Genomic DNA, 21127 nt, shown 5'->3' on the forward strand with positions numbered 1-21127 from the left:
GCGCCACGGTCATGCCATCCCTCTCCTGCTTCGCGTTCTCGCACCCGTTCGGGGCATCCATCCCGGCGCGGCCCAGCCTCGCCTCGATGCTTGATGCCTGCCCGGGATTGCGCGCGGCCCCCGGGCTCGGCGGCAGCTTTTCCGTGCCCCCAGCTCAACGGAGACGGAGCACCCATGAAGATGACCGGCAACACCATCCTCGTCACCGGCGGCACCAGCGGCATCGGCCGTGCGCTCGCCGAGGCCTTCCACCAGCACGGCAACCGCGTCATCGTGACGGGGCGGCGGCAAAGCCTGCTTGATCAGATCACGGCGAGCCGGCCCGGCCTGGTAGGGATGCCGCTCGACCTCGACGACCCCGCTTCCCTGTCCCGCCTCGCAGGCGAGGTTCACAGGCGCTTTCCCGAGCTCAACGTGCTCATCGCCAATGCAGGCATCTCACGAGCGGAAAACCTCGCGGCCGACGGCTGGGCCATCGACGACGCCCAGGCAATCGTGGAGACCAACATCCTGGGCGTACTGCGCGTGACGGCGACGTTCCTGCCCATCCTGAAAGGGCAGGCTGGCGCGACGATCCTGGCGACCAGCTCCAATCTTGCTTTCGTACCGCGCGCCGACTTCCCGACCTACTGCGCCAGCAAGGCCTTCCTGCACTCCTGGCTCCAGTCTCTGCGGCACCAGCTCCGCAAGATCCCCGTCGATGTGCTCGAACTGGCAGCGCCCTATGTGCAGACCGAGCTCACAGGCAGCCAGCAGGCATCCGATCCGCGTGCAATGCCCGTCGAAGCCTATGTCGCCGAGGTGATGCAACTGCTCGATCGGTGCGATCATCCCCGAGGCGAGGTGCTGGTCGAACAAGACCGGGCTCGGCGATGGGCGGAGCGAGACGGTCGCTACGATGCGACCTTCGGCGCCATGAACCCGGACTGAACCGCTGGTCCATCGCATCTCCTGCAACCGACAGGCCTCGAGCAAAAGGCTTTAGCCGCCCGGGATGTCTCGAGCGGCTTCACATCATTGATCGAAAAGGGGAAAATGGCGCACCCAGTACGATTCGAACGTACGACCTTTGCCTTCGGAGGGCAACACTCTATCCAGCTGAGCTATGGGTGCGTCGTTTGTCCTTCTAGCCGATCGTTCCGCATCCTGCAATCGCCCCAAGCGTTTCCCCTGGCGATTTCCCCGATGCGACTTTCTCTTGGGATCAGCCGAAGGTCTTGCGCGGGTCGAGCGCATCGCGCACCGCTTCGCCCACCAGGATCAGGAGCGACAGCAGCAACGCCGTCACCGTGAAGCCACTGATGGTAAGCCAATAGGCATTGGGCCTGGCCTGGGCCTGCTTGAGCAATTCGCCGAGCGAGGCCGTGCCGGGCGGCAGGCCGAGGCCGAGATAATCCAGCGCCGTCAGGGTGGAAATCGCGCCCGACAGGATGAAGGGCAGCATGGTCAGCGTCGCCACCGTGGCATTCGGCAGGAGATGCTTGATCATGATGGTGGTGTCGGACAGACCGAGCGCCTTGGCGGCGCGGACATATTCGAGATTGCGGGCGCGCAGGAACTCGGCCCTGACGACCGCCACCAGCGCCATCCACGAAAACAGCAGCAGAATGCCGAGCAGGATCCAAAAGCCCGGCGCCAACACCGCCGAGATGATGATGAGAAGATAAAGCGAGGGAATGCTGGTCCAGATCTCGATGGCGCGCTGGAGAATCAGGTCGACCCAGCCGCCGAAATAGCCCTGCACCGCGCCGGCCGCCACACCGATGAGGGAGGAAAAGACGGTGAGGATCAGGCCGAAGAGCAGGGAAATCCGGGTGCCGTAGATGATTCGGGCCAGCACGTCCCGCCCGGTATCGTCGGTACCGAGCCAGTTCCACTCGATGTCGCGGCATCCGGCCCCGCCCACGGTCTGGGCGGCTTCGCGGCATTGATCGTCGCTCAGGGCCCAGGTGGGGGGCGAAGGCACGCCACCTGCCGGCGGGTTCTTGTTGATGGTCTGCGGGCCATAGCGAATGGGCGCCCAGAGCACGTAGGCGCCGCGATCGGCCAGCAACTTGGTGAGATAGGGGTCGCGGAAATTTGCCGGTCCCGGCAGGTCTCCGCCGAGATCGGTCTCGTCATAGTCGACGAAGACCGGCGTCAAGATCCGACCGTGGTCGACGATCAGCAGCGGTTTCTCATTGGCGATGAACTCGGCGAACAGCGACAGGATGAAGAGGGTGAGAAAGAGCCAGAACGACCAGTAGCCACGTCGATTGGCCTTGAAATTGTTGAGGCGCCGCCGGTTGAGGGGTGACAGCTTCAGCCAGCCCCGCGGGGTTCGGGTGGCAGCCTCCATCTCAAACCTCACGCGCTTCGAAGTCGATGCGCGGATCGACGAACATGTAGATGAGATCCGTGACGAGATTGATGACGAGGGCCACCAGCGCCAGGATGTAGATGGAAGCCAGCACCACGGGATAGTCGCGGTTGATGACCGATTCGTAGGTGAGGCGCCCCAAGCCGTTGAGCTCGAAAGTCTGCTCGATCAGGAGCGATCCCGTGAACAGCGCCGAGATGAAGGCGGCCGGAAAGCTCGCGATCACGATCAGCATGGCATTGCGGAAGACGTGACCGTAGAGCACCCGTCGCGGCGACAATCCCTTCATGCGCGCCGTCAGCACATATTGCTTGCGGATTTCGTCCAGGAAGGCGTTCTTGGTCATCATGGTCAGCGTGGCGAAGGCCGAGACCCCCATGGCGATCAGCGGCAGCGTCATGTGCCAGGCATAGTCGGCGATCTTGCCCCATAGCGACAAGTCGCTCCAATTGTCGGAAACCAGCCGGCCATTGGGAAAGATCTGCCAGAAGGCGCTGCCGGCGAACAGGGTGATCAGAAGGATGCCGAGGGTGAAGCCGGGAATGGCATAGCCGACGATGACGACCGCACTGGTCCAGCCATCGAAGAAGGAGCCGTCCTTGACCGCCTTGCGAATGCCCAGCGGGATCGAGATCGTGTAGGAGAGCAGCATCACCCATAGGCCGATGGAGATCGAGACCGGCAGTTTCTCGGCGATCAGGGTGGTGACGGGGGTATCGCGAAAATAGCTCTGGCCGAAGCTGAAGGTGGCGTAGTTCTTGATCATCAGCCAGAACTGCTCATAGACCGGCTTGTCGAAACCATATTGCTTGCGCAGGCTCGCAATGAAGGCCGGATCGAGCCCCTGAGAGCCGCGATATTGCGAGGCGCCGGCGTTGAAGCTGGGTGTGGGGCCGCCGAGATCGCCACCGCCCCCTGAATTGCCCGACAGCACCGACACCATGCGCTCCACCGGACCGCCGGGCACGATCTGAATGATGGCGAAGGAGATCAGCATGATGCCGAACAAGGTCGGCACGATCAGCGCGAGGCGACGCAGGACATAGGCGAGCAAATCGGCGTTCCGGGTTGGCCTGTCGAGCCTAGAGGAGAATCAGGTCGATGGGAATCGGGACGGGGATGAGGGAAGATCTGCAGCCCGTCACATCCTGAACTCGCTGCCCAGATAGAGCCGGCGGGCTTCGGGATTGTCGATGATTTCCTGGGGTGTGCCCTGGGTCAGCACATGGCCGGAATGGATGATGTAGGCCCGGTCGATCAGGGCCAGCGTCTCGCGCACATTGTGATCGGTGATCAGCACGCCGATGCCGCGATTGGTCAAATGGCGCACCAGGGTCTGGATGTCGCCTACCGCGATCGGATCGATGCCGGCGAATGGTTCATCCAGCAGCATGAAGGACGGCTTGCCGGCCAAGGCGCGCGCGATTTCCACGCGCCGGCGTTCGCCGCCAGAGAGTGCGATCGAGGCCGTCTTGCGCAGGCGGCCGATCTTGAACTCCTCGAGCAGTTCGTCGAGCTGGCGGTCGCGCTCGGCTTTGTTCGGCTCGACGATCTCGAGCACGGCGCGGATGTTCTCCTCGACATTCAGGCCACGGAAGATCGAGGCTTCCTGCGGCAGATAGCCGATGCCGAGCCGGGCGCGCCGATACATCGGCAGCGCCGTCACGTCATGGCCATCGAGCTCGATGCGGCCATGATCCGGCGGCACCAGGCCGGTGATCATGTAGAAGACCGTGGTCTTGCCGGCGCCGTTCGGACCGAGCAGGCCGACGGCCTCACCGCGCCGGACCTCCAGGCTGACGTCGCTCACGACCGTACGCTTGCCATAGGTCTTGGCAATCGACACCACCGAGAGCGTGCCCTCGACACTCACGGCTGGCCCGGTCTCGTCGCCGGCCTCCGCATATTGCACCATCTCGTTCATGCCTGGCCCGCACTCTTCCTGCGGCATCGGGCCCGATGCCGCGTTTTCATGTTACACCAAGAGGCATTTTCAACGCGCCTTGGTTCCGTCCGACGATTCTCGCCAAATCTTTGATTTGGCATCGAAAATCGCCAGATGTTCAAGCCGAGAATGCGTCAGCATTTTCGAGGCTCGGTATTGTTACGCCGCCCATGCCGAAAATCGGCATGTGTTCCGCATCCCGGTATCCAGTGACAGCCTTGCCGCACGCCGGTGAATATCTCGTTCACCAGGCAAAAAGATGTTGGCCGGCCAGGGCAGATCCCTGGATCAGCACTTCTGGTCGCCCGAGATGAAATGGCCGGTGGTGCCGCCGGTAACGGTGGCGCGGCCTGTCTGGGTATTGACCACCAGCTTCTTGCCGCGCAGCACGTTGCAGCCCTGGGTCATCACCACTTCCTCGCCGGTGAGCGTGGCGATGTTGGTCTCCATGTCCAGGATGCCGTCATCGCCGGTCGCCTTCTGGTCCGGGGCGGTGACGACGACCTTGCCCTTGGCCACCAGCTTCTTGACCTTGTTGTCGGCGGGCGCCGGCTTCGTATCGGCGCCGGCAGCTTCGGCGATCGAGGAAGCATCGGCCGGCAGCGCTGCCGAGGGAACCGCCGGCTGGGCCGGGCTGGTACCGGCGGCATCGGCCGGCTTCTTATCCGGCACGGATGCGGCCTCGTAGAAAACCGTCAGCTCCTCAGAGGTCAGCGTCGACTCGCCCTGGGTGGCCACTACATTGCCGGTGAAGATCGCCTTCTGCTCGTCCTGATGGGTTTCGAGCTGATCGGCCTTGATGTTCACCGGCTTGTCATTATCGGAGGAGAAGCCCTGGAAAGGCGTGGACGGCTTCTTTTCCTGCGCACCGGCCGGCAAGGCCAGTGACGAAACGAGCAACGCCAGAGGCAGCAACAGCGCCGGAGCGAGGCGGCGAGACGTCGGGCTGGGTCGCATCATCACGGGCCTGCTCCCTCAATTGCTCTTCTTCTGGCCGCCCTGGGTGAAGACGCCGGATACGCCGGTGCCACCACCTTCGACCCTGGCGATACCCGTCTTGAGGTTGACGGTCAGCTTGGTGCCCTTCAGCACGTTCGGCCCCTGAATCATCACCACCTCGCCGCCGGTCAGCGTGGCGACATTGGTCGCCATGTCCATCACGCCGTTGGCGCCGGTCGCCTTCTGATCCTTGGAGGTCACCACGACATTGCCGCGGGCAACCAGCTTCTTGATGGAACTAGCCGGTGTGCCGGAGCCGGAGGTCGGCGCCTTGCTGGTATCAGCGGGTTTGGTATCGGCTGGCTTGGTATCAGCAACCTTGGCATCGCCCGCTTGCTGGCCATCCACCGGCTTGGCGTCGGCGGCCTTCGGATCGGCAGGCTTGGCATCAGCAGGCTTGGCGTCCTTGGCCTTGCCATCCTTGGCGTTGTTGTCAGCATTCTCGTAGAACACGGTCAATTCGTTGGTACGCAGGACCGATTCTCCCTGCGTCGCCACCACATTGCCGGTGAAGATCGCCTTCTGCTCGTCCTGATGCACTTCGAGCGAGTCTGACTTGACGTCAACGGGCTTGCCGCTGTCGGAGGAGAAGCCCTGGAAGGGGCTGGCCGCTTTCTTCGGGGCGGCGCCGGCATCGGCAGCCGTCAGGGCCAGGGCGAGCGGCAGCACCGCAAGAGGCACCAGGCGGCGGATTTTCATCGTCATTGGGTGGGATTTCCCTGCACTGGGTTGGCTGAATTCGGTGGAGCGGCGTTCGGAGCCGGAGTATCGGGCGGCGTGGCGGGCGCTTCGGCACCGTCAGTCCCATCTTCCGTATCCGGTTTATAGGGCACCTTGAAGCTGGCGCTGACGCCGTTCTTGAACAGGATCTTCGAACCGCCCTGCACGATGCTCAAGCCATTGCCTGAAATTGTGCCGGAGGAGAGATTGACGGTGACCGGTTCGGTGCTGTTGACCGTGCTGGCCTTGAGGTCGATGCTCGCGCTCTTCAAGGTCGCGTCATAGCCCTTGGTGGACCGAACGCGCACATCGCCCTTGAGATCGAGAAGCTGGCCAACCGTATCGAACGTGCCGGCCTTGGCTGTCAGTTTGGCATCGCTCTGGTCGGGCGCGGTGATCACCGCATTCAGCTCGGTCAGGCTGACAACACCGGGCACGGACACTTTCTGCGTGCCGGAGGTCGCCGTGACGTCGTACTTCTGCCCGCGATTGTTGGAACCGGTCAGATGCGGTCTTTCGACGGCCAGAATGCCCTCACTGACCGGCGTGACTGGGGGGAGTTCGATCGGAGGCGGCGCGAAGGGATTGACCACCGCCAGAAAGACAAACACGCCCGCTCCGGCAACCGCTGTGGCGGGCACGGCAAACTTCAGGAAACGCACCAGCCTGCTGTGAGCGCGGGCAGCTTTGAAAGCGCTTTCACGTGAAGGCATGGCGGGTTGGGGGATCTTGACCCGCGCATCCATGATATCGGCCAAACAGAATACCTATCCAAACGCTGCTAGCGGCGGGAAACCATCACCACCGACCATCATATTGCGATGCGAAGTGGAGACGTCAACCCGGCGCCGGAGGCGCCGTCCATCCCTGTCTGAAATTCCTCAACTTTGGGTGAAAATCGCAACAGGTCGGCCGTCATAGCAGATTTCAGCCGCAGGGGGAATGTGCCGAGGGGAACGCGGCACGCCGCCGTCACCGCAGGCCCCGTCCCTCCGATGCGCAAATCTGTGGGCGAGAACGGGACGCCGATACCCATCTGCCTCTTGCGGCGGTTCCCCAGAGCGCCGGCACAAAACGCTTTGGCCTTCATCCTCAGCTATGGGCGAAGATATCCGTCTCCGGCCAGCCATTGAGGTCGAGCAGCGCCCGCGTCGGCAGAAAGTCGAAACAGGCGCGCGCCACCTCCGAGCGTCCCTCGCGCGCCAGGGTGGTGTCGAGTTTCGACTTGAGCTCGTGCAGATGGAGCACGTCCGAAGCGGCATAGGCGAGCTGGGCATCGGTGAGCGTATCGGCGCCCCAGTCGGAGGATTGCTGCTGCTTGGAGAGGTCGATGCCGAGCAGTTCGCGCACCAGGTCCTTGAGGCCGTGGCGGTCGGTGTAGGTGCGCGTGAGTCTGGAGGCGATCTTGGTGCAATAGACCGGCTTCGTCGCCACGCCGAAGGCGTTCTGCAGCGCGGCGATATCGAAGCGGGCGAAATGGAAGATCTTGGTGACCGAGGGATTGGCCAGCAATTGCTCGAGATTGGGGGCGCTCTTCTGGCCCTGGGCGATCTGCACCACATCGGCGGTGCCGTCGCCCGGCGAGAGCTGCACCACGCAGAGTCTATCCCGATGGGGATTGAGACCCATGGTCTCGGTATCGATGGCGGCGCTGGTGGTGTAGCGGGACAGGTCGGGCAGATCGCCGCGGTGGTAGCGAATGGTCACGGAAGCTTCCTGAACTCGATTTCATTGGATCATTGCGCAGATAGAACTCTCGCAAGACGATGTGCAAGAGGCTGCAGGGCTTGAACCCCAGATCGGGAGAAGGTTTGCCAATGCGCCCGCCCGTGCTATCGACCTCCCCGCGAATTCATTCGGCTGGTACCCTTGGCTTCTTTCCTCGATCCATTTCGTCTCATGCGCGCGGGCTGGACGCTGGCCCGCGAAGGCGCGCTTAGCCTCGTCGACATCCATGACCTTCCGGCGCCGGCACGGCTGGCCGTCCGGCTCGGCCGGCTGATCGAAAAGCGCCATGTCAGCGGCGGCAAGGGGCTGGCGGCCGCCTTGGTGAAGCTAGGGCCCAGCTGGGTGAAACTCGGGCAGTTCCTGGCGACCCGGCCCGATGTGGTCGGTTTTGCGGTGGCGCGCGACCTGGAGGAACTGCAGGACCGCATGCCGCCCTTCGGGCGCGCCATCGCCATCGCCGAGATCGAGAGGGCCCTCGGCGGGCCGCTGAGCCACTTTTTCGACGAGCTTTCCGAGCCGGTGGCCGCAGCCTCGGTGGCGCAGGTGCACAAGGGCATCATCCGCGACGCCGACGGCGAGCGCGAAGTAGCGGTGAAGGTACTGCGTCCCGGCGTCGATCGGCGTTTCCGCTCCGACCTCTCCACCTTCTATTTCGCCGCGCGTACGATCGAGCGGCTCGACCCGCGTTCCAAGCGCCTCAAGCCTGTCGAGACGGTCGACATGCTGGCGCGCACCGTCGCCTTCGAGATGGATTCGCGCCTGGAAGCGGCTGCCCTGTCGGAAATGGCGGAGAACATCGCCGACGATCCCGATTTCCGCATTCCTGCGCCGGACTGGAACCGCACGGCCCGCACCGTGCTGACACTGGAATGGATCGAGGGCATTCCCCTGTCCGACATCGACAGGCTGAAGGCGGCCGGCTTCGATCTCGTCGATCTCGCCCGCATCATCATCCAGTCGTTCCTGCGCCACGCCATCCGCGACGGCTTCTTCCACGCCGACATGCATCAGGGCAATTTGATGATCGATGCCTCCGGCCAGCTCGTTGCGGTGGATTTCGGCATCATGGGCCGGGCCGGCCTGAAGGAGCGCCGCTTCCTCGCCGAGATCCTGCACGGCTTCATCACCCGCAACTATCGGCGGGTGGCGGAAGTGCATTTCGAGGCGGGCTATGTGCCCTCGAGCCATTCGATCGACGATTTCGCACAGGCGATCCGCGCCATCGGCGAGCCGATCCACCAGAAGCGGGCTGACGAGATCTCGATGGCCAAGCTCCTGACGCTGCTGTTCGAAATCACCGAACTCTTCGACATGAAGACCCGGCCCGAGCTGATCCTGCTGCAGAAGACCATGGTGGTGGTGGAGGGCGTCGCCCGACGGCTCAATCCCAAGCTCGACATGTGGGCGACGGCTGATCCGGTGGTGCGCGACTGGATCGAGCGCAATCTCGGCCCGCTGGGCAAGATCGGCGACCTCGGACAGCAGACGCTGGAGGCCGGCAAGTCGCTCACGCTGTTGCCGAGCCTGCTCAACCGGGCCGAGACCCTGGCCGAGCGCCTCAACGAGGCAGCGGAAAAGGGCTTTGCCCTGCTACCCGACAGCATCGAGGCGATCGGCAAGGCCGAAGCCCGCCGCAATCGCTGGGGCAATGCCGCTTTGTGGCTGATCGCCCTCGTGGCGCTCTATCTGGCCTGGAAATTGGCCTGAGCGAAGCAGCGCAGACGACAGCATCATCGACCAGCGCCGCAAACCAGGGGCCGAACGGGTTCGGCCCCTTTGCTGTTCAGGAAAAGACACCGGCGACTTCATTGCCGCCAATCCCCTTGGGCGAGGGGCCATATTGGTTGGGGCCCTGGGTACCATCGAGGAAGCCGAGCTCGATGAAAACCCAGATGGCGCCGACAAGGGGAATGAGGCTGGCGAGCAGGAACCAGCCGCTCCTGTTGCGGTCATGGCAGCGGCGGACACCGATGGAAAGCCCCGACCATACGAAGCCGATATAGAGCAGGATACCGATTACCATCAGCACATAGATGAGCGGATTGTCCGGTGTTAGGGCCAGCGCCAGACCGTAGAAAACTCCCACGACGACGCACAGGGCAACCCATTGCAGGAGATGATAGATCCAGTAGCTGCTGCGGCGCAGCCGGCCCTGGAAACTGAACAATTTCTCCACAAGTGTCGGTTCATTCATCGCGCTCAACCCCTTTTGACCATCAGCTCTTGCGATTTCAATATTCGCCGGCCTAGCAGCGCAGGCGATTGAAAACAAGGCACCAATATCGATCAGTGGAGAGGTGTGTTTCCAGCGTGACAGAAGAACAGCAGACTGGTCTCTTGGACGAGCGATATTTTACTAGTCAGGAAATTGTCACAATATCAATCACGATCTTCATGTCATCTTGGCATTCGAGATCATTGACTGGAAACCTCACCAGCATTCTCAGCCTTTGATCGTTGGTGTGTTTTCAAAGGTCCTCGTTCGCTGCACGCCATTGGCTGGCCATACCCTCAGGCTCGGGACCGAAGCGATTGGCGGCGCGGGTGCCACGCCAAAAAAACAGATCGACCAGCAGCCAGAGATTGGCAATCGGGATCAGCCCGACCAGCAGGAACCAGGCCGAATGGTCGCGATCATGGCAGCGCTTGGCCAGGATGCAGAAGACCATCCAGCCCACCAACAGAGCGAGACCGCCGAGCGGTATCCAGGGCAGCATCTGCAACACCGCCGCCGGATCATGACGGTAATAGGCAAACACCCACCCTACCCAGACGAAGGCGGCCGCCGCGAACATCACGCACAGACAGACATAGGCGAACAGGGCGTCGAAGCGCGGAATACGCCCTTTCGGGCTGAGCAACATCCGCCCGACGGTCATGCCGCCATCATTTGAACCGGCCTGTGCCATGTTGCATTCGTCGCCGCTCGCATTCCCTCGCCAGGATACACGCGGATCAATACAGAACCAACGGCCCGCAACTCGAAGTGGATGTGAATTTCGGCGCCCCGGCTGCCCGACGGCAATTCCGTCAAATCGCGACGATCTATGTTTTCGGGGGCCATTCCTCAGCAGGTGGACCGAAGCGATTGGGTCCTGGCGTCCCCTTGACGAAGCCCATCTCGACCAGCGTCCACAACGCGATGAGATTGCCCAGCCAGGCCAGCCAGGGTTGCACGAAGATCGCCGCAGCCCAGAAGGCGAGACAGCCCACCGTCCAACCGACATACCACAGCCCCGATTTGCCGCGATCGTGGCAGCGCTTGAAGCCGGCGGCGAGATAGGGCCAGGCGCAGACGAACCAGCCGACCGCGCTCATGCGGAAAACGCGAGCGGGACCTTCGTCGGGGAAATTCGCCGCCGTGAACAGCCACCAGGCGACCCAGACCAGATAGACGAAGGCGAGAGGCACCGTGGCGAGAAGGTAGGCGTGCCGACCGATACGGCCCTTGAAGGAAAATAGGTTGCCCATCCCACTCCGCCCTCAGCACCAATCACCCGGTAAGGGCTTGCCGGGACTTTCCAGCGGCCCGACATTCGCGTCGCCGACGCGGCACCCCAACAGCTTCGCCAATGCGGCGCCCATCCTGAGCATGAAAACCCCAGTCCACGTCATGGAAAGCCGGCGGAGATTGCGACCGAGCGCCGAAATCGGCCCTGCGCCCTGTCTTCAACCTACGTCGGGCCCTTCCGGCCGGCAATGGGCGAACCCAACCCGCGACACTGAAGCCGGGGCGCTACAGAGCCTTGGGCGCCCTCATTGGCGCCGCTACAGCCCCCAATCGTCCTGGTGGTCGAGCAGGCCGCGCTCGCGCAGGGCCTTCACCACGGCTTCGGCCAGGGCCTTGGGCGTTTCGCCGACGGTCTGCAGCACGATATCGGCATTCTCTGGCCGTTCATAGGGGCTGCTGACGCCGGTGAAGTGCTTGATCTCGCCGGCAAGAGCCTTGGCATAGAGCCCTTTCGGATCGCGCTTGATGCAATCCTCGATCGGGGTATCGACGAAGACCTCGACGAACTCGCCGGCCTCGACCAGCGAGCGGACAAGGGCGCGTTCCGCCTCGAAGGGCGAGATGAAGGAACACAGCACGATGGTGCCGCTCTCGACGAACAGCTTGGCGACCTCGCCGACGCGGCGGATGTTCTCGACCCGGTCCGCGTCCGTGAAACCGAGATCACGGTTGAGGCCATGGCGGACATTGTCACCGTCGAGCAGCATGGTGTGATGGCCGGCATGGGCGAGCTCGGCCTCGACCAGATTGGCGATGGTCGACTTGCCCGAGCCCGACAGACCGGTGAACCAGACGATCGCCGCCTTCTGATGCTTGAGGGCCGAGCGAGCCAGCTTGTCGATGGTGAGCGAGTGGCGATGGATATTAGTGGCCCGGCGCAGGGCGAAATCGATCATGCCGGCCGCCGCGGTCTGGTTGGTGGCGCGGTCGATCAGGATGAAGGCGCCGGTCTCGCGGTTGTCGACATAGGCGTCAACAGCCACCGGCACGCCGGTCGCCACATTGACGACGCCGATCTCGTTGAGCTGAAGCGTACGGGCGGCCAGGTGCTCCTGGGTGTTGACGTCAATCTTGTGCTTGATCGAGGTGACGGTGGCCGGCACGAATTTGGTGCCCAGGCGCAGCATGTAGGAGCGCCCCGGCAGCAGGGCGTCCTCGGACATCCAGATCAGATGGGCGGCGAACTGGTCGGTGACATCGGGCCGTTCGGTGGCACGGGAGAACACGTCGCCCCGCGCGGCATCGATCTCGTCGGCGAGCGTGAGGGTGACCGCATCGCCGGCAACGGCTTCCTCGTAATCGCCATCCTGGGTGACGATGCGCGTCACCACCGAGGTCTTGCCCGACGCCGCGACCGTCACGCTGTCGCCTGGACGGATGGAGCCGGAGGCAACCGTGCCGGAAAAGCCACGGAAATCGAGATTGGGACGGTTCACCCATTGCACTGGGAAGCGGAAGGGCTTCTTGGCGGCATCGGAAGCGACGTCGATCGTCTCCAGATGCTCGATCAGGATCGGGCCGTGATACCAGTCCATATTGGTCGAGCGCATCGAGACGTTTTCGCCGAAACGCGCCGAGATCGGGATCAGGGTTACCGAGGTGAAATCGAGATTGGCGGTGAAGGCCAGGATATCGTGAACGATCTTCTCGAAGACGATACGATCATAATCCACCAGGTCGATCTTGTTGACCGCGACCACGATGTGGCGGATGCCGAGCAGCGAGCAGATGGTGGCATGGCGCTTGGTCTGCACCAGCACGCCCTTGCGGGCATCGATCATCAGCACGGCAAGGTCAGCGGTGGAGGCGCCGGTCGCCATGTTGCGGGTATATTGCTCGTGGCCGGGGGTGTCAGCCACGATGAAGGAGCGCTTGGCGGTCGAGAAGAAGCGATAGGCGACGTCGATGGTGATGCCCTGCTCGCGTTCGGCCTCCAGCCCGTCGACCAGGAGGGCGAAGTCGATGTCCTCGCCCGTGGTGCCGTGGCGCTTGGAATCCTTCTCCAGCGTGGCGAGCTGGTCCTCGAAGATCAGCTTGGAATCATAGAGCAGCCGGCCAATCAGGGTCGACTTGCCGTCATCGACCGAGCCGCAGGTGAGGAAGCGCAGCAGCCCCTTTTCGCGGGGCTTGAGCATTTCGGCGAGCGAAAGCTCGGCCTGGGGAGCGGCAGCGTTCATCAGAAATAGCCCTCGCGCTTCTTCTTTTCCATCGAGGCCGACTCGTCATTGTCGATCAGGCGGCCCTGGCGCTCGGAGGTGCGGGCGGTCAGCATCTCGCGCACGATGTCGGCGACCGATGTCGCCTCGGAATCGATGGCGCCGGACAAGGGATAGCAGCCGAGCGTGCGGAAGCGGACGCGGCGCATCTGAGGGACCTCGCCGGGCTCCAGCGGCAGGCGCTCGTCATCGACCATCAGCATGGTGCCCGACCGAAACACCACCGGGCGCTCCTTGGCGAGGTAGAGCGGCACGATCGGAATGTCCTCTTCCAGGATATATTGCCAGATGTCGAGCTCGGTCCAGTTCGACAGCGGGAAGACGCGGATCGATTCGCCCTGCCGGATCTTGGTGTTGTAGAGCGACCACAATTCCGGACGCTGGTTGCGCGGGTCCCAGGTGTGGTTGGCGGTGCGGAAGGAGAAGATGCGCTCCTTGGCGCGGCTCTTCTCCTCGTCGCGGCGCGCGCCGCCGAAGGCCGCGTCGAACTTGTATTTGTCGAGGGCCTGGCGCAGGCCCTCCGTCTTCATCACCTGCGTGTGCAGGGAGGAGCCGGAGGTGATCGGGTTGATGCCCCGCTCGACGCCGTCCTGGTTGACATGCACGATCAGGTCGAGCCCGTAGCGCTTGGCGATCTCGTCGCGGAACGAGATCATGTCCTTGAACTTCCAGGTCGTGTCGACATGGAGCAGCGGGAACGGCAGCTTCGAGGGATAGAACGCCTTCAGGGCCAGATGCAGCATCACCCCCGAATCCTTGCCGATGGAATAGAGCATCACCGGATTGGCGAATTCGGCCGCGACTTCGCGGATGATCCCGATCGACTCGGCTTCGAGCCGCTTGAGATGAGGAGACAGGGTGCGGGACATTGGCGCCTATGGGCCCTTTTCACATTGGAAAATGTGTAATTAGGGCATTTTACATAGAATGTCAGGGCTGCCGGCGCAAGTGCGTTTCTTGCGCGGAGAATAGGTGGCAGCCCAGCATGTCACCGCGGGCAGCTCTGCACAACGCCCTGGTTCGGGCGGTTCAGGATCTGCAGGAGAATTGAGCGGCAAAGAGGGACCGGCACTTGCCACCATCATTGGGGCATAGAGCGCATTCGACCTCGACGAGCGACGAGGTCTCTTTTGTCTCAATCGCTGGGATAGCGCCGGACACTGTCATCCGTGACGATGGCGTCGAGCGGAATATCGTGGGCGAGGGGATGGATGGTGCGGATAGCGGCTTCGGCATAGCCGACGCCAACAGCCACCACGCTAGAGGACAGCCCTGCCAGCGTGCGGTCGAAATAGCCGCCGCCATAGCCGAGCCGGAAGCCTCTGGCGTCGTGGCCGACCACCGGAGCCAGACAGATGTCGGGCACCACCTTGCGCCCGCCCTCGGGCACCGGGATGTTCCAGAAGCCCTTGACCAGTTTCTCTCCCTGTCGCCACGTCCGGAACACCAGCGGCGCGTTCCTTTCCACCACCAGCGGCAGAGCCGTGACTGCGCCCCGCGCGGCCAGCGCTTCGGCCCAGTCGCGTAGATTGGGCTCGCCCCGCAGGGGCCAGTAGAAGCTCACCACCCGCCCGGCGACATCGCCGACGACACCATCGAGACGCTCGGCGATCGCCCGGGTCTTTTCGGCCCTGAGATCGGCCGACATGGCCAGCCGTTCGGCGATCAGACGAGCCCGCTCGCTTTTGCGCCAGGCCATGATCTCTGCCCGGCGCTCCGCCTGCATTTGCACGGCGGCATCGAGTTGATCATTGTCGGCTTCATGCGCAAAGCACGCGGGTGAGGCGAAAGCCCTGGGGGTCTCGTCGGAATCGTCACGATCGGCATTTGTCATGATATCGGTTCCCTGATCGAAACGGCGGCAATCATCTGCCGATGGCCCGCAACTGGCCAGAGCCGCGATCATCCGCCGCCGCCAACGCCTGCGCAAGGTCGGCCAGCAGATCGGCCTCGCCCTCCAGCCCCACCGAAAGCCGCAGCAGGCTGTCCTTGATTCCCGCGGCCTCCCGCGCGGCCTCACCCATGCCGAGATGGGTCATGGTAGCGGGGTGGGCAACCAGGCTTTCGACACCACCCAGTGACTCGGCTAGGGTGAAGACCCTAACGGCCTCGACGAAGCGCCTGACGGCCGCGGGGCCACCGGCGATCTCGAAGCTGAGCATGGCACCGAAACCGGCCTGCTGCCGCCGTGCGATTTCGTGGCCGGGATGATCGGGCAGGCCGGGATAATGCACGGCGGCGACACCCTCATGGCCGGCCAGGAAAGCAGCGATCGCGCCCGCCGATCGCTGCTGGTGTTCGATACGGGGGAACAAGGTGCGGATGCCGCGCAGCGTCTGATAGGCGTCGAAGGGCGAGCCGGTGACACCGGTGAGGTTGGCCCAGGAAGCCAGCTCCGTGACATCCCCGGCCCTGGCGGCCACCACCGCGCCGCCGATCACGTCGGAATGGCCGTTCAGATATTTGGTGGTGGAATGGATGACGAAATCAGCGCCAAGCGCGATCGGTTTCTGCAGTGCCGGTGACAGGAAGGTGTTGTCGACGGCAAGCGCTGCTCCCACCTTGCGGGCCTTGCCGGCGATGGCGGCGATGTCGACGACGCGCATCAAGGGATTGCTGGGGCTCTCCACCAGCACCAGGGCCGGGCGCCGGGCCAAAGCGGCATCGAGCGCGTTCTCATCGGTCTGGTCGACCAGGGTGAGATTGAACTGGCCCTTGGCAGCCCGCATGGCGAGGAGCCGCTGCGTGCCGCCATAGCAGTCATGCGGCGCCAGGACGGTCTCGCCCGGATTGAGGCGCGAGGCCACCAAATCGACCGCCGCCATGCCGCTGGCGACCACGATCGCTGCGGCCCCGCCTTCCAGCGCCGCCAGCGTGTCGGCAAGCTGGTCGCGCGTCGGATTGCGCGTACGCCCATATTCATAGGTCCCGGCCTGCTCGAAGCCGCCAAAGGCGTAGGAACTGGCGAGATAAAGCGGCGGAGCCACCGCGCGGAAGGCCTTGTCGGCCGCCATGCCGTTGCTTGCCGCAATCGTTTCGGGAGACCTGTCGTCCGTCATGCCATTTCACTCGATATCACCGCATCGTCGGCCGGCAGCGACTCCAGACCGGCGACCCGCCGAGCGGCGGATTCGCGCCGCCGTCATCGGGCCTCCTTGAGTTGTGGCATTGGCAATGAACTCAGACAAACGCATTGTTATTGCAGTTCAATGCAAAATCCATAATCTGATTTTCATGGATATCGGGCTGGCACGGACCTTTCTGGAAATCGCGCAGAATGGCAGCTTCGCCGCTGCCGCCGAGCGTCTCAATCTGACCCAGACGGCCGTCAGCGCGCGCATTCGAGCCCTCGAACAGCAGATCGGTCGCCGCCTGTTCGTCCGCAACAAGGCCGGGGCGCGGCTCACGCAGGCCGGCGAGCGCTTTGTCGGGCCCGCCACCGCCCTGGTGCAGGTCTGGGAACGCGCCCGGCAGGAGGTGGCGCTGCCGCCCGGGCGGGAAGAAGGCATCAGCCTGGGCGGCGAACTCAGCCTCTGGCATCCCCTCCTCGCCGACTGGCTGGGCTGGATGCATCGCGAATGCCCGCGCGTCGCCCTGCGAGTCGAAGTCGATACGCCCTCCCGGCTGATCGAGCGCGTCAGGGAAGGATCGCTCGACCTCGTCACGCTCTACAATCCACCGCAATATCAGGATGTCGTCGCCGAACTGGTGGTGGAGGAACAACTGGTGCTGGTGACGACCTCCCCAAATGCACAGGTGCGTCGCGACAGCTATGTCCAGGTCGATTGGGGACCGGCCTTCGCGATCAACCACCGCGCCGCCTTTCCCGATCTCGCCGCTGCACCCGTTACAATCTCGCTCGGCCCCCTGGCGCTGACCCATATCCTCACCGTCGGCGGTTCGGGTTATTTCCGGGCCGGCGCCGTCACCCCCTTGCTGGCCGATGGACGCCTGCACTTGGTGAAAGGGGCGCCAGCCTTCTCACACTCGATCTATGCCCTCTCTACCGCCCGACGCGACAATCCGGCCCTCCACCGCGCGCGGGAGGGGTTGCGTTTCGTCGCCGCGCGCGCCGAGCGGCCGGGGCTCGGCATCATCGCCGATGGATAGAATCATCGCTCGTCTCGACCGGTCCTGCTTGAACGAGATTTAGTTTGCTGCTACTCACAACAAAATAACAGAAAAGAAGCATGATAAGGCCGGCTTGTCCCGGATGGGTTCCAGCCGGCGCAACAGGGCAGGAATCACCATGGACAGACTCGGTATCCATTCCTTCGTGTGGACAGGCGGCACCACGCAGCAGGATCTCGAAGGCGCGATGGAGAAGTCGCATCGCCTCGGCTACAAGCTGATCGAATTTCCCCGCCTCGATCCCAGCAAATTCGATGTGTCCTGGCTGGCTCGGCGCCTCAGGGACTATGATCTCGCCGTCACCGTCACCATGGGCCTGCCGCTGGAAGGCGACATTTCCAGCGAGGACGCCGCCGTGGTGCGCCGGGGCGAGGAGATCCTGTCGGATGCGGTCGCCATCACGCGCGATCTCGGCGGGCACAAGCTCGGCGGCATCATCTTCTCGGCGCACACCAAATATCGCAGCCTGCCCACGCGCAAGGGCTGGGACAACAGCGTGGCCACGCTGTCCCGCCTGGCCGACAAGGCCAAGCAAGCCGGCGTCAGCCTCAACCTGGAAATCGTCAACCGCTTCGAGACCAACCTGCTCAACACCACCGCACAGGGCCTCGCCTTCATCAAGGATACCGGTTCGGACAACATCTTCCTGCACCTCGACACCTTCCACATGAACATCGAGGAAGCAGACCCCGCTCAGGCCATCCGGCTCGCCGGCGACAAGCTCGGCTATTTCCACATCGGCGAGAGCAATCGCGGCTATCTCGGCTCGGGCGTGATCAACTTCTCCGCCATTTTCGACGCCCTTGTTGCCAGCGGCTACCAGGATTGGGTGACCTTCGAGAGCTTTTCCTCCGAGGTGGTCGACGAAGATCTCTCGATCATCTGCGCGATCTGGCGCAATACCTGGACGGATAATGTCGAGCTGGCCCGCCGCGCCAAGGCCTTCATCGACGATCGCTATGCCGAAGCCCGGCGCAAGGCCGAGACGGCGCGCACGCCGTGAACGCGACTTGGAATGCGACCTGGAACACAGCCCACTTGCACGCCCGCCCGGGGTGCGAACTGCATTCCGGTCCATTCATGGAACAGACCGGGGTGACGATATTCTAACGCCTTGTTTCGACGCGCCTTTACGCGGTTTGCCGATTCCATCGGACCGCAAGACGCTGTAGTCTCCCTTTCCCATCCTGGAGCAAACAGCGTTCGCGGCTGAACGCTGTTTGCTCCAGTTCCCTGTTTGGATGCGCCTTTGCGATTCTCGACGATTCCGTCTCGTCGCAAAACGCCTTAGCGGACCTCCCCATTTTGGCAACGCCGCAAACCGTCCGTCATCTCAATGAAATCAGGGCCCTCAATGCCCTGTTCCGCGACGCGGGCATGAGCCGGGCCGACCTCGCCCGGGCACTCGGCCTCAACCGTTCGACCACCGGCAACATCATCACCGACCTGATGACGGAGGGCCTTGCTGTCGAGCGCCGCGACGAGCCGCGCGGCGAGAATGCCGGCAGGACCGGCCGCCCCGGCATCCGGGTACAGATCGATCCGGCCGGCGCCAGCTTTCTCGGCGCCGAGATCGGCGTCGATCGGCTCACCGTCGTCATCATCGACATGCTGGCACAGGAGATCCTGCGCCTCACCCTGCCGTTCCCGACCTATCAGGAAACCCCGGAGGCCGGCACCGACCGCATGGTGGCGCTGATCGCCGAGGCCGTCGAGAGCCTCGACCGCCCCGAGCGCCTGCGTGGCCTGTGCGTGACCCTGCCGGCCCTGCTCGCCTCGGATGGCACGGTGATCAACGGGCTGATGCTCGGCTGGCGCGACGTGAAGCTGAAGACGATGATCACCGACAGGCTGAAGCGGCGCTGCCCCTCCCTCGATCCCGTCATCTCGATCGAAAACGACGCCAATGCCTTTGCCATCGCCGAGACCTACCGCGACACTGCGCATCGCTCCGAGACCGTCGCCTTCCTGCTGATCGAGAACGGTGCCGGCGGCGGCATCGTCATCGGCGGCAGGCTGCTGCGCGGCTCCGCCGGCTTTGCCGGCGAGTTCGGCCAGATCGTGCTCGGCGGCGACACCATCCAGGCCGGCCGCTCCAAGCCGGGCCATCTGGAAAGCTATATCGGCAAGGACGCCATCCTCGGCTTCTACCGCACCCAGGGCGGCGAGGCCGATCTCGACAGGCTGCTGCAAGGCCTCACCCTCGGGGAAAGTGCGGCGATCACGACCGCGCGGGTGTGGGGCGAGCGGCTCGCCGCCGGTTTGATCCAGGTTACCAGCGTGCTCAATCCTGGCCTGATCATTCTCGGCGGCTCTGTCGCGCCGGTCTTCAGCCATGTCGCGGCCGAGGTCGCCCAGGCCATGCAGCGCGAACTGCTCGAGGGTTTTCCGATGCCGCGCATCGAGGTTTCCGGCCTCGGCGTCGAGGGCCCTGCCCTCGGCGGCGCCCTCCTGATGCATCAGCGCATGTTCTCCATCGACGAGAGCGCGATCTATGCCAGCGAACAACCGATCACGCTGTTCCAGAGCTGATCCTGTTCCCCTTTCTCAGATATCGAGGAATCATCCATGCTTGCAGGCAAGATCGTCACCATTGGCGAAATCCTGGTAGAGATCATGGCCACCACCACCGGCAACGGCTTTCTGGAGCCGCAACCATTGGTCGGCCCCTTCCCGAGCGGCGCGCCGGCGATTTTCATCGATCAGGTCGGCAAGCTCGGCCACCCCGCCGCGATCGTCTCGGCCGTGGGCGACGATGATTTCGGTACGCTGAACCTCCAGCGCCTCGATCGCGATGGTGTCGACGTCTCCGCCGTGGCCGTGCATGCGGGAGCGGCAACCGGCAGCGCCTTCGTGCGCTACCGGCCGGACGGCGGCCGTGCCTTCGTCTACAATATGCGCGACAGCGCCGCCGGGCGTATCGCCGCCACGCCCGAAGCCGAAGCGGTGCTCGCCGAGGCCGGCCATCTCCACGTCATGGGATCGGGTCTGCCGGTCCCAGCCGTCGCCGAGATGATCCTGAAGACCCTGCCGGGGCTCAAGGCGCGGGGCGGTACCGTCTCCTTCGACCCCAATATCCGGCGCGAGACGTTGCGCGACGGCAGTAAGGCTGTTTTCCATACCGTGCTGGCCGCAACCGATCTCTTCCTGCCCTCCGGCGAGGAATTGTCGCTGTTCTCCGGCGAGACCGACGAGGACAAGGCGGTCGCGAGCCTGCTGGCGGCGGGCGTCAAGGAGATCGTGCTGAAGCGTGGCGCCGGCGGCGCCAGCCATTTCAATCGCGACAGCCGCACTGACATGCCGGGCTTCGCGGTGACCGAGATCGATCCGACAGGCGCCGGCGACTGCTTTGGCGCGACGTTTCTGGTGGCGCGCCGGTTCGGCAAGTCCGTGGCGGAGGCGCTGCACTATGCCAATGCCGCAGGCGCCCATACCGTGACCGTGCAAGGGCCGATGGAAGGGAGCGCGGACTTCGCCGAACTCGACCGCTTCATCGCCCAGGCCGCCAACGCCTGAAG

At 63.8% G+C, this 21127-nt stretch carries 20 protein-coding genes and 1 tRNA gene; 6 read left to right on the forward strand and 15 right to left on the reverse strand.

The window, feature by feature from the left end; translation table 11 throughout:
• Positions 1-174: 174 nt before the first annotated feature.
• Entirely contained in the window at positions 175-930 is a 756-nt protein-coding gene (locus ACN6KF_RS20695; RefSeq protein ID WP_434958656.1) for an SDR family oxidoreductase, read from the forward strand.
• Between the two features lie 106 nt (positions 931-1036).
• Here ACN6KF_RS20695 and ACN6KF_RS20700 read toward each other — a convergent pair.
• From ACN6KF_RS20700 to ACN6KF_RS20735, 8 genes are all read right to left on the reverse strand, one after another.
• Positions 1037-1113, reverse strand: a tRNA-Arg gene (locus ACN6KF_RS20700).
• Between the two features lie 91 nt (positions 1114-1204).
• Positions 1205-2338 carry an ABC transporter permease gene (locus ACN6KF_RS20705; RefSeq protein ID WP_434958657.1) on the reverse strand — a complete coding sequence of 378 codons (1134 nt, stop codon included), beginning with the start codon at positions 2336-2338 and terminating at the stop codon, positions 1205-1207.
• Between the two features lies 1 nt (position 2339).
• Positions 2340-3413: a microcin C ABC transporter permease YejB gene (locus tag ACN6KF_RS20710; protein ID WP_434958658.1), complete on the reverse strand. Its 1074-nt coding sequence runs from the start codon at positions 3411-3413 to the stop codon at positions 2340-2342.
• A gap of 87 nt (positions 3414-3500) precedes the next feature.
• The gene (lptB, locus tag ACN6KF_RS20715; protein ID WP_434958659.1) at positions 3501-4310 is read right to left on the reverse strand and encodes an LPS export ABC transporter ATP-binding protein; all 810 of its coding nucleotides are present in this window, start codon (positions 4308-4310) and stop codon (positions 3501-3503) included.
• Positions 4311-4592: 282 nt separating this feature from the next.
• Positions 4593-5264, reverse strand: a complete 672-nt coding sequence (locus ACN6KF_RS20720; RefSeq protein ID WP_434958660.1) for an LptA/OstA family protein — start codon at positions 5262-5264, stop codon at positions 4593-4595.
• 15 nt (positions 5265-5279) lie between these two features.
• On the reverse strand, positions 5280-6008 hold the full coding sequence (locus ACN6KF_RS20725; protein WP_434958661.1) for an LptA/OstA family protein: 729 nt from the start codon (positions 6006-6008) through the stop codon (positions 5280-5282).
• On the reverse strand, positions 6005-6781 hold the full coding sequence (gene lptC, locus ACN6KF_RS20730; protein WP_434958662.1) for an LPS export ABC transporter periplasmic protein LptC: 777 nt from the start codon (positions 6779-6781) through the stop codon (positions 6005-6007). Before lptC ends, ACN6KF_RS20725 begins: the two co-directional genes overlap by 4 nt.
• Positions 6782-7115: 334 nt before the next feature.
• Positions 7116-7730: a ribonuclease D gene (locus ACN6KF_RS20735; protein WP_434958663.1), complete on the reverse strand. Its 615-nt coding sequence runs from the start codon at positions 7728-7730 to the stop codon at positions 7116-7118.
• 192 nt (positions 7731-7922) lie between these two features.
• Here ACN6KF_RS20735 and ubiB point away from each other — a divergent pair, with 192 nt between their 5' ends.
• Entirely contained in the window at positions 7923-9458 is a 1536-nt protein-coding gene (gene ubiB, locus ACN6KF_RS20740; protein WP_434958664.1) for a 2-polyprenylphenol 6-hydroxylase, read from the forward strand.
• 76 nt (positions 9459-9534) lie between these two features.
• On the opposite strand, the gene ACN6KF_RS20745 is transcribed toward ubiB, so the two are convergent.
• The 7 genes from ACN6KF_RS20745 to metB all read right to left on the reverse strand — a co-directional run bounded on the left by ACN6KF_RS20745 (position 9535) and on the right by metB (position 16537).
• Positions 9535-9945: a DUF805 domain-containing protein gene (locus tag ACN6KF_RS20745; protein ID WP_434958665.1), complete on the reverse strand. Its 411-nt coding sequence runs from the start codon at positions 9943-9945 to the stop codon at positions 9535-9537.
• Between the two features lie 274 nt (positions 9946-10219).
• Positions 10220-10660 (reverse strand): DUF805 domain-containing protein, encoded by a 441-nt coding sequence (locus tag ACN6KF_RS20750; RefSeq protein ID WP_434958666.1) that lies wholly within the window; start codon positions 10658-10660, stop codon positions 10220-10222.
• 136 nt (positions 10661-10796) lie between these two features.
• On the reverse strand, positions 10797-11222 hold the full coding sequence (locus ACN6KF_RS20755; protein ID WP_434958667.1) for a DUF805 domain-containing protein: 426 nt from the start codon (positions 11220-11222) through the stop codon (positions 10797-10799).
• Between the two features lie 297 nt (positions 11223-11519).
• Positions 11520-13439, reverse strand: coding sequence for a sulfate adenylyltransferase subunit CysN (gene cysN / locus ACN6KF_RS20760; protein WP_434958668.1), 1920 nt, complete (start codon positions 13437-13439; stop codon positions 11520-11522).
• Positions 13439-14347 carry a sulfate adenylyltransferase subunit CysD gene (cysD, locus tag ACN6KF_RS20765; protein WP_434958669.1) on the reverse strand — a complete coding sequence of 303 codons (909 nt, stop codon included), beginning with the start codon at positions 14345-14347 and terminating at the stop codon, positions 13439-13441. Before cysD ends, cysN begins: the two co-directional genes overlap by 1 nt.
• 266 nt (positions 14348-14613) lie before the next feature.
• Positions 14614-15312: a 5-formyltetrahydrofolate cyclo-ligase gene (locus tag ACN6KF_RS20770; RefSeq protein ID WP_434958670.1), complete on the reverse strand. Its 699-nt coding sequence runs from the start codon at positions 15310-15312 to the stop codon at positions 14614-14616.
• A gap of 31 nt (positions 15313-15343) precedes the next feature.
• Positions 15344-16537 carry a cystathionine gamma-synthase gene (metB, locus tag ACN6KF_RS20775; protein WP_434958671.1) on the reverse strand — a complete coding sequence of 398 codons (1194 nt, stop codon included), beginning with the start codon at positions 16535-16537 and terminating at the stop codon, positions 15344-15346.
• Positions 16538-16712: 175 nt separating this feature from the next.
• On the opposite strand from metB, the gene ACN6KF_RS20780 reads away from it, so the two are divergent.
• The 4 genes from ACN6KF_RS20780 (at position 16713) to ACN6KF_RS20795 (ending at position 21125) form a co-directional block, all read left to right on the forward strand.
• A complete protein-coding gene (locus ACN6KF_RS20780) occupies positions 16713-17588 on the forward strand; it encodes a LysR family transcriptional regulator (protein WP_434958672.1) in 876 nt (291 codons plus the stop codon).
• Positions 17589-17727: 139 nt separating this feature from the next.
• A complete protein-coding gene (locus tag ACN6KF_RS20785; protein ID WP_434958673.1) occupies positions 17728-18612 on the forward strand; it encodes a sugar phosphate isomerase/epimerase family protein in 885 nt (294 codons plus the stop codon).
• Between the two features lie 302 nt (positions 18613-18914).
• Complete coding sequence (locus ACN6KF_RS20790; protein WP_434958674.1) at positions 18915-20141, forward strand: ROK family transcriptional regulator; 1227 nt, start codon at positions 18915-18917, stop codon at positions 20139-20141.
• Positions 20142-20177: 36 nt separating this feature from the next.
• Positions 20178-21125, forward strand: a complete 948-nt coding sequence (locus ACN6KF_RS20795) for a tagatose kinase (RefSeq protein ID WP_434958675.1) — start codon at positions 20178-20180, stop codon at positions 21123-21125.
• Positions 21126-21127: the final 2 nt, after the last annotated feature.

The sequence above is a fragment of the Labrys methylaminiphilus subsp. lupini genome (assembly GCF_051161885.1).
Taxonomy (GTDB): Bacteria; Pseudomonadota; Alphaproteobacteria; order Rhizobiales; family Labraceae; genus Labrys.

What these genes read in the sequence shown, in the direction of transcription:
- ACN6KF_RS20695 (WP_434958656.1), top strand. Translation starts at nt 175, where the DNA reads ATGAAGATGACCGGCAACACCATCCTCGTCACCGGCGGCACCAGCGGC.
- ACN6KF_RS20705 (WP_434958657.1), bottom strand. Translation starts at nt 2,338, where the DNA reads ATGGAGGCTGCCACCCGAACCCCGCGGGGCTGGCTGAAGCTGTCACCC.
- lptB (WP_434958659.1), bottom strand. Translation starts at nt 4,310, where the DNA reads ATGCCGCAGGAAGAGTGCGGGCCAGGCATGAACGAGATGGTGCAATAT.
- ACN6KF_RS20720 (WP_434958660.1), bottom strand. Translation starts at nt 5,264, where the DNA reads ATGATGCGACCCAGCCCGACGTCTCGCCGCCTCGCTCCGGCGCTGTTG.
- ACN6KF_RS20725 (WP_434958661.1), bottom strand. Translation starts at nt 6,008, where the DNA reads ATGACGATGAAAATCCGCCGCCTGGTGCCTCTTGCGGTGCTGCCGCTC.
- ubiB (WP_434958664.1), top strand. Translation starts at nt 7,923, where the DNA reads ATGCGCGCGGGCTGGACGCTGGCCCGCGAAGGCGCGCTTAGCCTCGTC.
- ACN6KF_RS20745 (WP_434958665.1), bottom strand. Translation starts at nt 9,945, where the DNA reads ATGAATGAACCGACACTTGTGGAGAAATTGTTCAGTTTCCAGGGCCGG.
- ACN6KF_RS20750 (WP_434958666.1), bottom strand. Translation starts at nt 10,660, where the DNA reads ATGGCACAGGCCGGTTCAAATGATGGCGGCATGACCGTCGGGCGGATG.
- ACN6KF_RS20755 (WP_434958667.1), bottom strand. Translation starts at nt 11,222, where the DNA reads ATGGGCAACCTATTTTCCTTCAAGGGCCGTATCGGTCGGCACGCCTAC.
- cysN (WP_434958668.1), bottom strand. Translation starts at nt 13,439, where the DNA reads ATGAACGCTGCCGCTCCCCAGGCCGAGCTTTCGCTCGCCGAAATGCTC.
- cysD (WP_434958669.1), bottom strand. Translation starts at nt 14,347, where the DNA reads ATGTCCCGCACCCTGTCTCCTCATCTCAAGCGGCTCGAAGCCGAGTCG.
- ACN6KF_RS20770 (WP_434958670.1), bottom strand. Translation starts at nt 15,312, where the DNA reads ATGACAAATGCCGATCGTGACGATTCCGACGAGACCCCCAGGGCTTTC.
- metB (WP_434958671.1), bottom strand. Translation starts at nt 16,537, where the DNA reads ATGACGGACGACAGGTCTCCCGAAACGATTGCGGCAAGCAACGGCATG.
- ACN6KF_RS20780 (WP_434958672.1), top strand. Translation starts at nt 16,713, where the DNA reads ATGGATATCGGGCTGGCACGGACCTTTCTGGAAATCGCGCAGAATGGC.
- ACN6KF_RS20785 (WP_434958673.1), top strand. Translation starts at nt 17,728, where the DNA reads ATGGACAGACTCGGTATCCATTCCTTCGTGTGGACAGGCGGCACCACG.
- ACN6KF_RS20795 (WP_434958675.1), top strand. Translation starts at nt 20,178, where the DNA reads ATGCTTGCAGGCAAGATCGTCACCATTGGCGAAATCCTGGTAGAGATC.